The organism is Cupriavidus laharis, assembly GCF_914271435.1.
GTDB classification, from domain to species: domain Bacteria; phylum Pseudomonadota; class Gammaproteobacteria; order Burkholderiales; family Burkholderiaceae; genus Cupriavidus; species Cupriavidus laharis.
In genome coordinates, this window is sequence record NZ_CAJZAI010000018.1 from 13,939 (window position 1) to 29,472 (window position 15,534).

Here is a 15,534-nt window from a genome sequence, read left to right on the forward strand (position 1 = left end):
GTCATGCCTGCGCCCCGGCGTGCTGCAATACCAGTGTGGCCATCGGCGGCAGGGTGAGGGAAAGGGAGGCGTCCTGACCGTGCGCCGGCACGGCCTCGGCCATCACCGCACCGTCGTTGCCGACGTTGCTGCCGCCATAGCAGGCTGCGTCGGTGTTGAGCCGCTCATGCCAGCAGCCGGCAAAGGGCACGCCGATGCGGTAGCTGTGCCGCGGCACCGGCGTCATATTGGCCACGGCCAGCACCACGTCGCTGCTGCCGGGCGCGGGCCGGCGCAGCCAGGCAAAGACGCTGTTCTGATGGTCGTCGCCGACCACCCACTGGAATCCCGCGGGAGAATGGTCAAGTTCGTGCAAGGCCGGCAGCGCCCGGTAGAGGGCGTTGAGATCGCGCACCAGGGTGTGGACGCCACGGTGCATGGGGTGGTCGAGCAACGCCCAGTCGAGCTCCGCGTCGTGGTTCCATTCCTGCCACTGGGCGAGTTCGCCGCCCATGAACAGCAGCTTCTTGCCCGGGTGCGCCCACATGAATCCATAGTAGGCGCGCAGGCCGGCAAAGTGCTGCCAGTTGTCGCCCGGACATTTGCGGATCATCGATCCCTTGCCGTGCACGACCTCGTCGTGCGACAGCGGCAGCACAAAGGCCTCCGACCAGGCATAGACCGTCCCGAACGTCATGTCCTGGTGGTGCCATGCGCGGTGGATCGGGTCCAGCGAGAGGTAGCGCAGCGTGTCGTGCATCCAGCCCATGTTCCACTTGAAGTCGAAGCCCAGCCCGCCGCTGGCGGCGCTGGCCGTGACGCCGGGCCACGCGGTGGACTCCTCGGCAATGGTGAGCGCGCCGGGGCAGCGTTCATGCACGACCGTGTTGAGTTCGCGCAGGAAGGCCACGGCCTCCAGGTTTTCGCGTCCGCCGAAACGGTTGGGAACCCACTGTCCGGCGGTGCGGCTGTAGTCGCGATAGAGCATGGACGCCACCGCATCCACGCGCAGCCCGTCGACATGGAAATGCTCGAGCCAGTGCAGCGCGCCGGCCAGCAGGAAGCCGCGCACCTCGTTGCGCCCCAGGTTGTAGATCAGCGTGTTCCAGTCCTGGTGGAAGCCTTCGCGCGGGTCCTGGTGTTCGTAAAGCGCGGTGCCGTCGAAATGCGCCAGCCCGTGCGGGTCCGTCGGGAAATGCGCGGGCACCCAGTCCAGGATGACGCCAATGCCGTTCCGGTGGCAGCGGTCGATGAAGGCCGCGAACGCCTGCGGCGGCCCCAGCCGCGCCGTGGGCGCATAGAGCGACAGCGGCTGGTAGCCCCACGAGCCGCCGAACGGGTGCTCGGTCACGGGCAACAGTTCGATGTGCGTGAAACCGAGCTCGCGGACATAGGGGATGAGCCGCTCGGCCAGGATTTCCCAGCCGTGCTCGGGATCATTTGCCGCACGCAGCCAGGACCCGGCATGGACCTCATAGATGGAAAGCGGTGCGGCGTACGGATCGACCGCATTGCGCAGGCGCATCCAGTCATCGTCCTGCCAGGGGAAGGGCGGGGCGGAGACCTCGGGTTCGGTCACGACCGACGCGGTGGCCGGGGGCGGTTCGGTTGCCAGGGCGAGCGGGTCCGCCTTGTCGGGCAGTTCGGCGCCGTGCGGGTCGAGCAGGTCGAACTTGTAGCGGCAGCCCGGCCGGGCGCCCATGGCTTCGGGGATGAACAGCTCCCAGATGCCGCTGGGGTGGCGCAGGCGCATCGGGTGCCGGGCAGGCTGCCAGCCATTGAAGTCGCCGATCACCGACACGCGCCGTGCATTGGGTGCCCACACGGCATAGCGCACGCCCTGGACACCGTCGATCCGGCGCCACTGCGCGCCCAGGCATGCTCCCAGTTCAAAGTGGCGTCCTTCCGAGATCAGGTGCAGGTCCAGCTCGCCAAGCAGCAGTCCGAAGGCATACGGGTCGTGGCTGAGCTGTTCGCTGCCGTCCGGCCAGCGCACCAGCAGCTGGTAGACCGAAATGCCGGCAGGCAAGTGCCCGCTGAACACGCCATCGGCATGAACGGGCGCCATTTCCGCCAGCGGCGAGCCCCCGGAATCGGTCAGCGTCACGGATCGCGCACCCGGCACGCAGGCACGCACGACCAGCACGTCGCCGTGCATGTGCGGGCCAAGCACGGCGAACGGATCGCGATGACGGCCTTCGAGCAGGGCGCTCAACTCGCCGTCGGGGATGATGCCGGTGCGGCGCTCGGCAGGCCGGTTGTCGACACGGCTCATTGTGCCTCCAGGTTCTCGGCCAGCAGCTTGCGCACCATGCGCGCGAGCCCGCTGGCCGGCAGGTCGATCCACGTCACGCGGTTGGCGGCCTCATATTCCACTTCGTAGGCCGCACGCTCCAGCAGGAACAGGTCCAGCAGCGGCTGGAGCTGCCCGGGCTGCACCCATGGCGCGCCGGAGGCCTCCATGTGCTGGCTGTAGCAGCTCAGGAAGGCATCGCTCGCGGTCGTCCGGAAGCGCTCCAGCAGGCCGCCGCGCCGCTCGGCCAGCGCCGGCGGCAGCTCGGCGTGGGTACGCTCCTGCCGGTCGGTGCCGACCGTGGCCGCGGCGTAGTCGATGGAGCGCAGCAGCCCCGCCACGTCGCGCAACGGCGAGGTCTTGTGCCGGCGCCACTCGAGCGGCTGGCCGGGCTCGCCTTCGAAGTCGACCAGGTAGGTGTCGTTCTGCGCGATCAGCACCTGGCCCAGGTGGAAGTCGCCATGGATGCGGGTCTGCAGGCTTCCGGGCGCAGCCGCGGCAAGCCGGGCGACAAGCTCGGGCAAGGCGTCACGGGCCTTCAGCAGGGTATCGACATCGGCCATGAAACGCGTGCCCGCGGGTTTCGGATCATCGCGCGGGCACTTTTCGAGCAGCTCGAGCGCACGCGCCAGGGCTGCCATCGCCTGTTCCGCCCATTGCCGCGTCTGCGCTTCGGCTGCCGGCTGCGGTGCGAAGGCCGGGTCGTCCGTCTGCCGCGCCAGCACCGCATGAAGCTCCGCCAGCCGGCGCCCGAGCGTGCCGGCCATGGTGGCGTAGCCGTTCATGGCTTCGGCGAACTCGTCCTCGCTCTCTTGGGCGGGCAGCGCGTCGTCGATGGCGCGGCCGAGGTAGTCGAGTGTCCAGTCCCAACCGTTTCCCTGGTTGAGGATATAGCCCTGCACCAGCATCAGCGTGTGCGGGACGCCGTCGCTGCCGGTGCGCGAGACCTCGCCCAGCAGCGGTGGCGAATGCGGATAGCCCTGGGCCGTCAGGTAGCGCGTCATCTCCACTTCCGGGTGCATGCCGCCCGATAGCCGCCGCACCAGCTTGAGCACGGCCGTGTTGTTATAGACGAGCGAGCTGTTGGACTGCTCGGCCGACATCCACTGGATCTCCTCCTGCTCCGGCTGCAGCGCAGACAGGCCCGGCTCCGCTCGGAACCGGATCGTCTCCTGCGGGCCTTGCAGTTCGGTGCCGGCCCGCAATGCACGGATCACCTCGCGCGCGAATGGCTCCAGCACGAAGCCGTCTGTGGCCAGTCCGACGCGGCTGCCCTGGCGCACACGGGCCATCGACAGCCCATGCGCAAGCTGGGACAGGCTATCGGCACTCTCGCGGTCCCATAGCAGGCCAACCGGAAGCTGGTAGCGCTCGGTGCGCCCGCTGGAAAGGCAGACCTCGACTTCGCCAAGATAGATTTCCTCGCCCGTCTCGGCCTGCACAAATGGCACCAGGTATGCGAGCGACGCGCGCTGGATGTTCTCGTCCTTCGCGCCGAACCAGCGCCGGCGGCGGATATAAGGCGGCAGCACTTCTACGTTGAGGATGTGGCGCGACGCCTCGGTCAATTCGGGTCGCCCCCTGCTCTGCAGCACCAGCGTGATCTGGTCCGGCATTTGTTCGGGCGCGGTCACGTGCCACGCGGGCGGCTGCGCTTCTTCGCTGAGTACGAACCAGTAGAAGCCGTAGGGCGGCAGCGTGAGCAGGTAGGTCAGCGTACCGATGGCAGGGAACGGCGTAGCCCCCATCATCTCCACGGGCACCCGGCCGTTGAAGCTGGCCAGGTCGAGTTCCACAGCCTGCGGCGCGCGCGACAGGTTGGCCACGCACAGGATGTGCTCGCTTTCATACTCGCGCAGGTAGGCCAGGATCTTGCGGTTGCCCGGAAACAGGAAACGCAGCGTGCCGCGGCCGAATGCGCGGTGCTTGCGCCGCAGCGCGAGCATGCGGCGCATCCAGTTGAGCTGCGAATGCGGATCGCGCGCCTGGGCTTCGACATTGACCGCCTCGTATCCATACAGCGGGCCTTGCAGCGGCGGCAGCACCAGCCGTTCAGGGTCGGCGTGCGAGAAGCCGCCATTGCGGTCCGGCGACCATTGCATGGGCGTGCGCACGCCGTCGCGGTCGCCCAGGTGGATGTTGTCGCCCATGCCGATCTCGTCGCCGTAGTAGATCACCGGCGTGCCGGGCATGGAAAACAGCAGGCTGTTCATCAGCTCGATGCGGCGCCGGTCGCGCTCCATCAGTGGGGCGAGCCGGCGCCGGATGCCAAGGTTGATGCGCGCGCGCCGGTCGGACGCATAGACTTCCCACAGGTAGTCGCGCTCGCTGCTGGTCACCATCTCCAGCGTCAGCTCGTCGTGGTTGCGCAGGAAGATTGCCCACTGGCAGTCGGTCGGCAGCTCCGGTGTCTGGCGCATGATGTCGGTGATCGGGAAGCGGTCCTCGCGCGCGATGGCCATGTACATGCGCGGCATCAGCGGGAAGTGGAAGGCCATATGGCATTCGTCGCCATGGGCGCCCGTGGCACTGCGGCCGAAGTACTGCTGCGCGTCCTCAGGCCACATATTGGCCTCGGCCAGCAATATGCGCCCCTGATAGCGGGCATCCAGGTGGGCGCGGATGTGGCGGATGACGGCATGCGTCTCGGGCAGGTTCTCGTTGGTGGTTCCCTCGCGTTCCACGAGGTAAGGCACGGCGTCCAGCCGCAGCCCGTCCACGCCGATGTCCAGCCAGAACCGCATGACGGACAGCACCTCGTTCAGCACCTGCGGGTTGTCGAAGTTCAGGTCCGGCTGGTGCGAATAGAAGCGGTGCCAGAAGTAGGCGCCCGCGACAGGATCCCAGCTCCAGTTGGACTTCTCGGTATCGCAGAAGATGATGCGGGTGCCGGCGTAGGCCTGGTCGTTGTCGCCCCAGACGTAGTAGCGGCGCGCGGCGGAGCCTGACCTGGCCTTGCGCGCGCGCTGGAACCATGGGTGCTGGTCCGAGGTGTGGTTGATGACCAGCTCCGTGATGACGCGGATGCCGCGTGCATGCGCTGCCGCCACGAAGCGGCGTGCTTCGGCAAGCGTGCCATAGTCGGGATGCACGTTGCGGTAGTCCGCGATGTCGTAGCCGTCGTCCCGGCGCGGCGAGGGGTAGAACGGCAGCAGCCAGATCGTGTCGACGCCAAGGTCGACCAGATAGTCCAGCTTGGCCAGCAGGCCGGCGAAGTCGCCGACGCCGTCGCCATTGGCATCGTAGAAGGACTTGATGTGAAGCTGGTAGATGACGGCGTCCTTGTACCAGAGCGGATCCGCATTGAGCAGCAGGGCGTTGGCGGGTTCGGTCAGGCGTTTCATCCGTGTCTCCGTGCCGTATGTCTGCCGTGCGTTGCCGCGCCTTCATGCGCCGTGCGGATCGGCGGCCGCGGGCGGCGTGGCATCGCGCCGTGCAGGCCTGCCGATCGGTGTCAGGTGCCACAGCGCAAACGGCCGCCGCGCCGGATCGAGCCGGATGTGCTGGCGCTTGCCGTGCCACGTGAAGCGGTGCTCGTCCATCAGGTCCTGCACGGCCACGCTGCCGTGGTCGGGCAGGCCCCATTCCCACAACGGGATCTCGACGGTGGCTTCCTGCGCCGAATGCGGGTCCAGGCTGATGGCGGCCAGCAGCACGTCGTCGCCGAATGTCGAGCCGATGCCGGGCACGAAGCGCGCGAAGTACAGCATCGCGTCATTGCCGGCGGGGTAGATGCGCAGCCCCAGGTGGCTCTGCAATGCCGGATGCCCCAGCCGGATCTGGTTCAGCCGGGTAATCTCGGCCACGATATTGCCGGGCTGGTGCCAGTTGCGTGCGCGGAGCTGGTACTTCTCCGAGTCCAGGTACTCTTCGCGCTCCTTGCCGTCGAGCACCAGCGGCGCGGACTCGCACAGCTCGAAGCCGCTGTACATGCCCCACAGCCCCGACAGCAGCGTGGCCAGCGCCGCGCGGATCAGAAAGGCCGGGCGCCCGCCGCGATGCAGGAAGTACGGGTTGATGTCGGGGGTGTTGACGAAAAAATGCGGGCGGAAGAATTCGCGCAGCGGACTTTGCGTGAGCTCGGTCATGTACTCGGCCAGCTCGGCGGGGGTATTGCGCCACGTGAAATACGTGTATGACTGGCTGAAGCCGAGCTTTGCCAGCCGCGCCATCATCTTCGGGCGCGTGAACGCTTCGGCCAGGAAGATGGTGTCGGGATGGCGCGCGCGCACGTCGGCGATCATCCATTCCCAGAACGGCAGCGGCTTGGTGTGCGGGTTGTCCACGCGAAAGATGCGCACGCCGTGCTCGACCCAGAACATCACCACGTCGCGCAGCGCCTGCCACAGCGCCGCTGCAGCGGGCGCGGCCGCGTAGAAGTCGACGTTGACGATGTCTTCGTACTTCTTCGGCGGGTTCTCGGCGTAGCGCAGCGTGCCGTCCGGCCGGCGCGTGAACCATTCCGGGTGCTGCCTGAGCCAGGGGTGGTCGGGGGAGCACTGGATCGCAAAATCCAGCGCCAGCTCCAGGCCGGCCGCCGCGGCGGCCACGCGCAGGCGCTCGAAGTCCTCGAAGGTGCCAAGCTGTGCGTGCAGGGCGTCGTGGCCGCCGTCCTCCGCGCCGATCGCGTATGGGCTGCCCGGATCGAGCGGCTCCGCGCGCAGGCTGTTGTTGCGGCCCTTGCGATGCGTCTTGCCGATCGGGTGGATGGGGGGGAAGTAGAGCACGTCGAAGCCCATCGCGCGGATGGCCGGCAGGCGCGCAATGACGTCGTCGAAGGTGCCGTGGCGGTTCTCGTCTTCGCTGGCCGAGCGCGGGAACAGCTCGTACCAGCTTGCAAAGCGGCAGGCCAGCCGCTCCGCTTCCACGGGCATCGGCACCGGATGCCGGCTCGCGAACGGTCGCCCTCCGGGCTGTTGCATGGCGGCATGCATGGCCGCGGCGGTACGCGGTGACAGCAGGATCTCGAGGCGCGCGGCGTCGTCGCCGGCACTGGCAGCCAGTTCGTCGACCAGGGCTGCCAGTTCGCTGTCCGGCGCTGGCGCGTCGCCTTGCGAGGGCAATAGCGCGTCTGCCACAAGGCGCGCCCCTTCCTCGATCTCCAGCGTGATGTCCACGCCGGCTGCGCGCTTCTTTCCGATCTCGTCGAGCCAGCTCGCAAAGGTATCGCGCCAGGCTTCGACCGTGAACGCGTGACGGCCCAGGGCGACCAGCGGGAAATGACCGTACCAGCGGTCATTGACGATATGGCGCATCGGCGCTTCATGCCAGGCCTGCTCACCGGGGGCACGCCACAGGACGGCGGCGGCCAGCTTGTCGTGGCCGTCCATCCAGATATCGGCGCTGACCTCGACCCGCTCGCCGACCACGCGGCGCACCGCGAAGCGCCCGCCGTCACAGGCGGGCTCGACCGCCTCGATCGCAATGCGCGGTGCCTCCAGCGCGGCCACCACGCTGCCAAGACCGCTGGCGCTGATGGCGGTGCCGGGCTGTGGCGTGGGCGCGGCCTGGCGCGCAGGCGCGGGAATGGCGCGGTAGAGGCGGATGTCGGCAGGCGCCAGCGTGATGTCGGCCAGGGCATCAAGCATGGCGCTGGCGTCCAGGGTGCCGCCCGGCCCGCCGTCCGACGCCTCGAGCCGCGCTGCCGCGCGGGGCAGCGCTGCGAGCACGCGGTCGACGCCGAGCGTGCCGGGCTCCTGTGTGTCCGGGTTGACCACGATGGTCAGCGCGGATTCCGACAGGACAGCGCTGTCGCCATCGCTGCCGTCCAGCGCCTGCAGGCGGGCCAGCACGGTCAGCGGGGCGTCGGGGCCGCTCAGCAGCCTGACCGACACCGCCGGCGCGAGCGGGCGCGTGGCCAGCCAGGCGTTGGCCTGCAGCACTTCATGGGTGATGTCGTACGGAGCACCGTCGCGGGCGCCGCCGTCGTCGGCCAGCGGATCGTGGGCCTTCGTACCGCCGGTCTCGAAGCCGGCCGGGACCAGCAGGCCGTCGCCGATCGCCGCGGCGGTCCACAGCGCGCGACGCGCGGACAATGCGTCCTGGCTCGCGGGCGACTGCGATGGCGCCGCCAGCACGCGCCCGAACGGACGCAGGCGTGCGATCTCCTCGGTCAGCCATGCACTGCGGAAGTCCCACCATGGCAGGGAGCAGAAGGCGCCGTCGAATTGCCCGGGGGTCAGGTCGTCAAGCTGTTCCGGCGTCAGGCCCGGCGTCCAGGCCAGGAACAGCGGCCGGGTTTCCTGCGTGCCGACCGGATCGGCGCGCAGCGCAGCGGTCAGCGTGGCCCAGTGACGGCCGGGCACCCGACCGGGTGCGCGCAGGCAGAAGCCGGCAACGCCGGCCGCCAGCGCCGCGCGCAATTGCGTGGCCCACCAGTCCACGAGACCGGCCGCGATCGCGGAAGCGTCCCAGCGCAGCCGCTGGCCGGGCAGGTGGTTGTCGGTATCGTGTGGGGCAAACGCCGGCGCCCGATGATCGATCCATGCCAGGTCGATGGCGGGGCCGTTCTCCGGATAGCGGTCAAGGGAGACGTCCAGCAACGGGGAAAGGCCGTGTCGCGCACAGTCTGCGCAAAGGGCTGTCAGTGCCGACAGCGCGTCGCGGCTCCCTGGTATGGCGGCGTGCCATCCGGACAGCAGGACGTAGTCGAAGCCCAGCGCGGCGATGCGCCGCAATGTGTCGTGCTGTCCGTCGGACAGGTCGGAAGTTCGGTCGAGGTTGAGCAGGCAGATCCGCACGGAGTATTCCCCTGGCTGGTTGGGCCAACAAGGGCTGGCCGACATGCGGCGCCGGTACAGGCCTGCATGCCCAGTATCCCCAGGGCGGGACGAAATTGAACGGAGCCATGCGAAGTGCGTGCCAGGTGCTCCGGCGGTTGGCGCAGAGGCCGCAATCCGTGTGTGGGCAAGGCGCGCGCGCCGGCCACCCGGCCACGCCAGCGCCACGGCTTCCATGGGCATCCGTGTAAAAGCTTCAGCCAGCGCCGCGGCGATTGCAAAAATTGCCTTGGCTGCGCGGCGCATGCGCGGCTTGACGTCAGGACAGCCAGCACCAGTCAGGTACGGTTCATGATTGGTCCGGTGACTGGCACACAGCGTGGCGCCCATCTTGCGAGGGAATTGTCGTCACCTCGCAATGTTTGCCGGAGACAGACATGGACAGAAACCGCCGACCTGCAGCGCCGGACGCGCCATGGCGCGATCCGCCGCTTGCGGACACCGATATGCGCAGCCACTACGTGGGCGCCTATGGCGTCTTTGACTACGACCAGCCCGTGGATCCCGCCGAGTTCACGGGGCCGCGCGACGCAAGCGGGCGATGGCGCCAGGACATGCAATACCGTGGTGCGCCACCGCAGGACAACTACGACAACTACCAGCCCGCCGATGCCTACCACCAGTTCACGGGGTTCAATGAGCGCGTGTCGCGCGGCGGGCAAAGGGCTCTCGGGCGGTATCGGCCGGTGGGGCCGCGTGGGTATCATCGCAGCGATGCACGGGTCCTGGAGGATATCTGCGACCGCCTGACGCGAAGCGGCCGCCTCGATGTGCGGGACGTGGAGGTCCACGTGGAAAGCGGCGTGGTCACGCTGGAAGGCAGCGTGCCGGACCGCCTGCAGAAGTATCGCGTGGAAGATATCGTGGATGACGTCTTTGGCGTGCGCGACCTGCTCAACCGTCTGCGCGTAAACCGTGGAGGACAACGAAGTCCGGCGGGCTGACTGCGCATCGGCCGGTGCTGCGCGGCATGCCGCACAAGCGTGCGGCGCAAGACGCCATCATTTTTAGTGCACTAGCCAGCGATGGCGCTGAGATCGGGGCCAACGTAGCGGTTGCTGCGCGTCCGGACGCTTCCGTCCCGGGCGTGGACCACCAGTTCCACCTTCTTGCGCCGTGCCATGCCGGTGGCGGCCTGGATCGCTTCCGCCTGCGTGGCGTGGTGGGATTCCGCGTAACGTGCGTCTTCATAAATGACATCCCAGCCATTTTCGTACGGCACGACGTGTAGGTTACTGCCCATCTTTTGTCTCCTGAAATGCCGATGCTTGTGTCGGCAAATCCATTGTGGCCCCATGAGCGCCGCTGTCTATCGGTCGCCCTCTGACAAGACAGGAGCAGCAAGGGCGACTTGCCGGCGAAAATTTCTGGTCATTTGGGCTTGCTCTTGTAAGCTGGACAGGGATCGCGTGCAAAGGAGCAAGCCATGCGTGCAAGATTTGCGCGGGGACTCACACAGTCTCCAGTGACCGTGGTGGCCCGCGCTTTCGACGGCGAGGTCGGGTGGATGCCACAACTCGGGGACCTGGTGACAGTCTATAGCCAGGACCAGGACACGGAGTTCGATGTCCGTCTCAATGAGGTCGTCGCCCCCGGGCGCTGGCGCGGCGTGGTCTATGCCATCAGCCGGGGCCAGGAAGTGCTCGTCACTGCGGAAGGCCTGGAAATCGACGATGTGGTCGAAGTCATGCGCGAGGAGATTGCCGCAGTGATTCCGTGCAGCCATCCGCATTGAGATGGCAGGTGCGCCCGGCGGCATCGCCGCGGGCGCAGGTCAGGCGCGGCCAGGCGGCCGTCAGGACCGATCCGGCTGGCGCGGCACGCCCAGCCACATCGACAGGCCGCTGGCCAGCAGCAAGGCGGCCAGCAGGTACAGCGCATTGTCGAGGCTTCCCGTCTGCACCTTGATTTGTCCGATCACCCACGGGCTGACAATGCCGCTGGTGATGCCCACACTGCTGATGAATGCAATGCCGGCCGCTGCGCCGCTGGCGGGCAGGTGGCTTGGCGGCAGCGACCAGAATACCGGCAGCGCGGCAAAGATCAGCACGGCGGCCACGGACAGGATGGCCAGCATCGCGGCCAGGCTCTGCAGGTGCAGCGTGAGCGCGGCCAGCGCCAGCGCGCCGCCGGCCGTGCATAGCAGGAAATGCCGGTGGCGTTCGCCAGTGCGGTCGGAGTGCCGCGCAATCAGGATCAGGCCGACCGCGCCGACCGCATTGGGCACGACCGAGTAGAGGCTGATGGAGACGACATCGGTGATGCCGAAGTCGCGGATCATCAGCGGCATCCAGAAGCTCAGCGCCAGCGAGCCGCAGGTCAGCGAAAAGTAGATGAAGGCGAAGAGGTAGGCGCGCGGGTTGCGCAGTACCTGTAGCAGCGCCTGCAGCGAGTGCGCCTTGACGCCATGGTCTTCGGCGCGGGCCCGCGCCAGGAACGCCTTTTCGCGGTCGGTGAGCCAGCTCGCCTGGCCCGGTTCGTCGACCAGGAAAAACGCGGCGATCACGCCCAGCACGATGGCCGGCGCACCTTCGATCGCGAACATCCACTTCCAGCCTTGCATGCCGAGCACACCGGCCATGTCGCGCATGATCCAGCCCGACACCAGCCCGCCCAGCACGCCGGCAATAGCCACGCCGGCGAAGAAGATCGCCATCACCGCGGCGCGGCGTTTTGCCGGGAACCAGTAGGTCAGGTAGAGCACGATGCCGGGAAAGAAGCCTGCCTCGAACACGCCAAGCAGGAAGCGCAGCGTATAGAACTGCGTCGGCGACGATACCGCCATCATGCCGACCGAGGCCACGCCCCACAGCACCATGATGCGCGTGAAGGTGCGGCGCGCGCCGAAGCGCGCCAGCAGCATGTTGCTGGGCACCTCGCACAGCACGTAGCCGACGTAGAACACCGCGGCGCCCAGGCCGTACATGGCGTCGCTGAACCCGAGGTCCTGCTTCATCTGCAACTGGGCGAAGCCGATGTTGATGCGGTCCAGGAATGAAACCACGTAGCACACGAACAGGAACGGGATCAGGCGCAGCCAGACCTTGCGGTATAGCGCGTCTTCTTCGTGCGCGGCGTAAGCGGGGGCCGCAATCGCCCCTGAGGCCAGATTGCTCATTGCTTTGTCTCCGGTGTAAGCGCCGCCCGCGCCGGCCTTTGACAGGCCTTCGCAACGGGTCGGGCGGAAAGGGCCGGGCACGCGGGACGCGTGCCCGCAGGGTCAGCTTGCGCTGGCGGTGTCGCCGGCGATGCCTTCGCGTGCGGCCTGCATCGCCGCGAGCAGCACGTCGTGGTCGCCGATGTGGTTGGCGAGCAGCAGGATGAGCTGGGCGTTGGCGGCCTGGCTCTGCGCGTCGTCCAGGTCGCGGTGCATGTCGATCAGCGCTTCGTAGAAGTCGTCAGGACGGGCCAGGTTGGGTTCGGTATTGAGGGTATGTGCCTGGGCTTGGCTGGGCATGGCGTTGTCTCCGGATTCTGTGGGGCGGCCTGTCATCGGTCAGGCCTTATGCCGCCATGGCGGCCGGCTGGTGCGCCTTGCCGGCAGGCAGTTGCGCGCCGCTCGCGCGCGCCAGCGCGTCGCCGATGCGTTGCGCGTCGATGCGGCGCCAGCGCGCGCAGACATGCTGGTCCGGCCGGATCAGGTAGAAGGTGCCCGGTGCGGCGCTGTAGCGTTGCGCCGCCAGCCCTTCGTCGTCACGTACTACGGTGATGCCGGACGCGGGCTGCGCCGATGTACCGATGTACACGAGGCGGATCGGCAAGCCTGACTGCGTCAATTGTTCGAGCGCGAGGCGGTTCTCGCTGTCGAGGCTGTCAGGCGTGCCGAACACCAGCCCGGTGAACTCGCCACCGAGATGCTGGAGCAGCCAGCCCGCGCCATGCGCGTCCGAGACCGGGGCGTCCGCGCAGGCCGCGCCGGGCGCCATGGTGCCGCCGAGTCCATCCGCATCAGGCGTATTGAGCGGCGAGCCGTGCAGCACCGCCGGTACCGACAGGCGCCCGCTGTTGACCAGGCCGCGTGCAAAGGCATGGCGACGAGACAGCCCCAGCACGGCATCGCGGAACAGGCGGCTGACCGGGCTCTTGGGCGTGATGAAATCCGTCGCGCGGGTGGAGTTGAGGATGTTCTCGTCGGCGGCGTACTCGCGTTCGCTCGCGTAGGTGTCGAGCAGGTTGTCGGCCGCGCGGCCCTGCAGCACGTAGGCGAGCTTCCAGGCCAGGTTCTCGGCATCCTGCACGCCGCTGTTGGCGCCGCGTGCGCCAAACGGCGAGACACCGTGCGCGGAGTCGCCCGCGAACAGCACGTTGCCGTGCCGGAAGCTGTCCATGCGCAGGCACGAGAACGTATAGACGCTGACCCATTCGAGCGTGAACTTCGCGTCCGGGCCCAGCAGTGCCTGTACGCGCGGGATCACGCGCTCAGGCGCTTTCTCCAGGACGGGGTCTGCCTCCCAGCCGAGCTGGAAGTCGATGCGCCAGACATTGTCGGGCTGGCGGTGCAGCAGCACCGACTGGTTCGGGTGGAACGGCGGGTCGAACCAGAACCAGCGCTCGGTGGGAAAGTCCGCTTCCATCTTCACGTCGGCGATCAGGAATCGGTCCTTGAAGGTCCGGCCCTTGCTGTCCAGGCCCAGCAGCTTGCGCACCGGGCTGCGCGAGCCGTCGGCAGCCACTACGTAACGGGCGGACAGCGTGTAGCAGCCCTCCGGCGTTTCGATCGTCAGCGCGATGGTTTCGTCGGGCGTGCCGGACTGCCGCGGTTCGAGCCCGACCACCTTGTTGCGCCAGCGGATCTCGATATTGGGCAGCGCCTGCGCGCGCTCCAGCAGGAAGCCTTCCAGATAGTACTGCTGCAGGTTGATGAAGGCCGGGCGACGATGGCCCGCCTCCGGCAGCAGGTCGAAGCTGTAGACCTGCTGGTCGCGCAGGAACACCTTGCCCACGTTCCAGCTCACGCCCTTGTCGACCATGGGCTGGCCACAGCCCAGGCGGTCGAAGATGTCCAGCGTGCGCTTGGCGAAGCAGATGGCGCGCGATCCGGCGGACAGCGTGCAGTCGTCGTCCACCAGCACCACGGGCACGCCCCGCTGGGCCAGGTCGATGGCGGTCGCCAGGCCGATGGGCCCGGCGCCGACCACGACGACTGGATAGGCCGCGCCATCCGCGTGGCCGCCGCGCTGTTCCGCGCAGGGCTGGTACTCGAATGTCAGGTGCTGGTAATCGATGGTCATGCCAATGTCTCCGTCCACTCTCTCTTCTCGTGCTTGATTCCCTGTTGCCGCCGGCGCCTCAGTCCTGCAGCGCGGCCCACATGTCCTTGTCGCGCTGGGCGGTCCAGATGCGAGGGTGGCGGATACCGCTGGCTTCGTCGTAGGCACGCGAGACGTCGAACGGCAGGCAGTGCTCGTAGATGAATACCTGGCCGAACTTCGGGTCCATGGCGCGGCGCGTGTGGGCCATGGCTGCCTTCAGGTCGAGCTTGTCGGCCACGGCTTCCTTGCCGGCCTGGAACAGCGTGGTGACGAAGTCCTTGGTGTAGGCGATGCCCTTGCTGACCTCTTCAGGCGTGGTCAGGGCAGGGCCGCGGCCTGGAACGAGCTTCTCGGGCTGCAGCGCGGCCAGCGCGTCGAGCGTGGCGGGCCATTCGGCAAGCTGGGCATCGCCGCAGTAACAGGCGGCGTCGTATTCGACCAGGTCGCCCGAGAACAGCACTTTCTGGGACGGCAGCCAGACCACGGTGTCACCCTTGGTGTGGCCCGAGCCGAGGTGGGCAATGCGCACTTCCAGCTTGCCCAGGAACAGCGTGATTTCCTTCTCGAACACCAGCGTCGGCCAGGTCAGGCCCGGCACGGTCTCGACGCCGGCGAACAGGCGCGGGAAGCGTTCGATTTCCGACTTCATGTCGGCCTCGCCGCGCTCGACGATCATTTCATAGGTGCCGCGGCTGGCGATGACCTGCTGCGCGCCTTCGGCGAAGTATGCCGATGCGCCCAACACGCGCACCGCGTGGTAGTGCGACAGCACCACGTACTTGATGGGCTTGTCGGTCACCGCGCGGATCCTGGCGATCAGGTCCTGCGCCATGGCCGGGGTGGCGGTGGTGTCGACGATGATCACGCCGTCGTCGCCGATGATCACGCCGGAGTTGGGGTCGCCTTCGGCCGTGTAGGCGTAGGCGTTCTCGGACAACTGGGTGAAGGTGATCTGCTTGGCTTCCAGGTCGGCCTGGGATGCGAATGCCTTGCTCATGCTGTCGGTCCTCTTCATGGGGGCGGGCGGGACAGCGGCACGCGAATCCTTGCGCGGCTCCGCGCGGCTGTCTCGCCCCGTTCGTTGATCTTTGTCTTGCCGCAGCGACGCTGTGCGTGCTCGGCGACGGGGTAGTGCCATCTTAGGAAACGGCGTTTAATTAATCAATAGCTAAGTGATTAGCCTATGATTAATTTTGGATGGAGCGCAAAAAATCGAGGGTAAACACTTAGA

General features: G+C 67.6%; 10 protein-coding genes. 2 read left to right on the forward strand and 8 right to left on the reverse strand.

Annotation, left to right across the window (positions count from 1 at the left end; genetic code table 11):
• Window position 1: 1 nt before the first annotated feature.
• The 3 genes from glgB to LDO29_RS24145 are packed head-to-tail and all read right to left on the reverse strand — an operon-like array spanning window position 2 to window position 9,057.
• The gene (gene glgB, locus LDO29_RS24135; protein WP_224082267.1) at window positions 2-2,254 is read right to left on the reverse strand and encodes a 1,4-alpha-glucan branching protein GlgB; all 2,253 of its coding nucleotides are present in this window, start codon (window positions 2,252-2,254) and stop codon (window positions 2-4) included.
• Window positions 2,251-5,616, reverse strand: a complete 3,366-nt coding sequence (gene treS, locus LDO29_RS24140; protein WP_224082268.1) for a maltose alpha-D-glucosyltransferase — start codon at window positions 5,614-5,616, stop codon at window positions 2,251-2,253. Before treS ends, glgB begins: the two co-directional genes overlap by 4 nt.
• Window positions 5,617-5,658: 42 nt before the next feature.
• Window positions 5,659-9,057 carry an alpha-1,4-glucan--maltose-1-phosphate maltosyltransferase gene (locus LDO29_RS24145; protein ID WP_224082269.1) on the reverse strand — a complete coding sequence of 1,133 codons (3,399 nt, stop codon included), beginning with the start codon at window positions 9,055-9,057 and terminating at the stop codon, window positions 5,659-5,661.
• Between the two features lie 371 nt (window positions 9,058-9,428).
• Between LDO29_RS24145 and LDO29_RS24150 the strand changes: the two genes are divergently transcribed.
• Window positions 9,429-9,995 (forward strand): BON domain-containing protein, encoded by a 567-nt coding sequence (locus LDO29_RS24150; protein ID WP_224082270.1) that lies wholly within the window; start codon window positions 9,429-9,431, stop codon window positions 9,993-9,995.
• Between the two features lie 71 nt (window positions 9,996-10,066).
• On the opposite strand, the gene LDO29_RS24155 is transcribed toward LDO29_RS24150, so the two are convergent.
• Window positions 10,067-10,294 carry a DUF2188 domain-containing protein gene (locus LDO29_RS24155; RefSeq protein ID WP_224082271.1) on the reverse strand — a complete coding sequence of 76 codons (228 nt, stop codon included), beginning with the start codon at window positions 10,292-10,294 and terminating at the stop codon, window positions 10,067-10,069.
• Window positions 10,295-10,477: 183 nt separating this feature from the next.
• On the opposite strand from LDO29_RS24155, the gene LDO29_RS24160 reads away from it, so the two are divergent.
• The gene (locus LDO29_RS24160; protein WP_224082272.1) at window positions 10,478-10,786 is read left to right on the forward strand and encodes a hypothetical protein; all 309 of its coding nucleotides are present in this window, start codon (window positions 10,478-10,480) and stop codon (window positions 10,784-10,786) included.
• 60 nt (window positions 10,787-10,846) lie between these two features.
• Here the strand turns inward: LDO29_RS24160 and LDO29_RS24165 are convergent, their stop codons facing one another.
• The 4 genes from LDO29_RS24165 to LDO29_RS24180 form a co-directional block, all read right to left on the reverse strand.
• On the reverse strand, window positions 10,847-12,169 hold the full coding sequence (locus LDO29_RS24165) for an MFS transporter (protein WP_224082273.1): 1,323 nt from the start codon (window positions 12,167-12,169) through the stop codon (window positions 10,847-10,849).
• A 102-nt stretch (window positions 12,170-12,271) separates the two neighbouring features.
• Window positions 12,272-12,508 carry a DUF2783 domain-containing protein gene (locus LDO29_RS24170; protein WP_224082274.1) on the reverse strand — a complete coding sequence of 79 codons (237 nt, stop codon included), beginning with the start codon at window positions 12,506-12,508 and terminating at the stop codon, window positions 12,272-12,274.
• 46 nt (window positions 12,509-12,554) lie between these two features.
• The gene (locus LDO29_RS24175) at window positions 12,555-14,282 is read right to left on the reverse strand and encodes an FAD-dependent oxidoreductase (protein WP_224082275.1); all 1,728 of its coding nucleotides are present in this window, start codon (window positions 14,280-14,282) and stop codon (window positions 12,555-12,557) included.
• 58 nt (window positions 14,283-14,340) lie between these two features.
• Window positions 14,341-15,300 carry an MBL fold metallo-hydrolase gene (locus LDO29_RS24180; RefSeq protein WP_224082276.1) on the reverse strand — a complete coding sequence of 320 codons (960 nt, stop codon included), beginning with the start codon at window positions 15,298-15,300 and terminating at the stop codon, window positions 14,341-14,343.
• Window positions 15,301-15,534 lie beyond the last annotated feature (234 nt).

Excerpts from the sequence above, each read along its gene's own strand:
- LDO29_RS24180 (WP_224082276.1), bottom strand. The coding sequence starts at position 15,300 with ATGAGCAAGGCATTCGCATCCCAGGCCGACCTGGAAGCCAAGCAGATC.
- LDO29_RS24155 (WP_224082271.1), bottom strand. The coding sequence starts at position 10,294 with ATGGGCAGTAACCTACACGTCGTGCCGTACGAAAATGGCTGGGATGTC.
- treS (WP_224082268.1), bottom strand. The coding sequence starts at position 5,616 with ATGAAACGCCTGACCGAACCCGCCAACGCCCTGCTGCTCAATGCGGAT.
- LDO29_RS24160 (WP_224082272.1), top strand. The coding sequence starts at position 10,478 with ATGCGTGCAAGATTTGCGCGGGGACTCACACAGTCTCCAGTGACCGTG.
- glgB (WP_224082267.1), bottom strand. The coding sequence starts at position 2,254 with ATGAGCCGTGTCGACAACCGGCCTGCCGAGCGCCGCACCGGCATCATC.
- LDO29_RS24150 (WP_224082270.1), top strand. The coding sequence starts at position 9,429 with ATGGACAGAAACCGCCGACCTGCAGCGCCGGACGCGCCATGGCGCGAT.
- LDO29_RS24175 (WP_224082275.1), bottom strand. The coding sequence starts at position 14,282 with ATGACCATCGATTACCAGCACCTGACATTCGAGTACCAGCCCTGCGCG.
- LDO29_RS24170 (WP_224082274.1), bottom strand. The coding sequence starts at position 12,508 with ATGCCCAGCCAAGCCCAGGCACATACCCTCAATACCGAACCCAACCTG.
- LDO29_RS24145 (WP_224082269.1), bottom strand. The coding sequence starts at position 9,057 with ATGTCGGCCAGCCCTTGTTGGCCCAACCAGCCAGGGGAATACTCCGTG.
- LDO29_RS24165 (WP_224082273.1), bottom strand. The coding sequence starts at position 12,169 with ATGAGCAATCTGGCCTCAGGGGCGATTGCGGCCCCCGCTTACGCCGCG.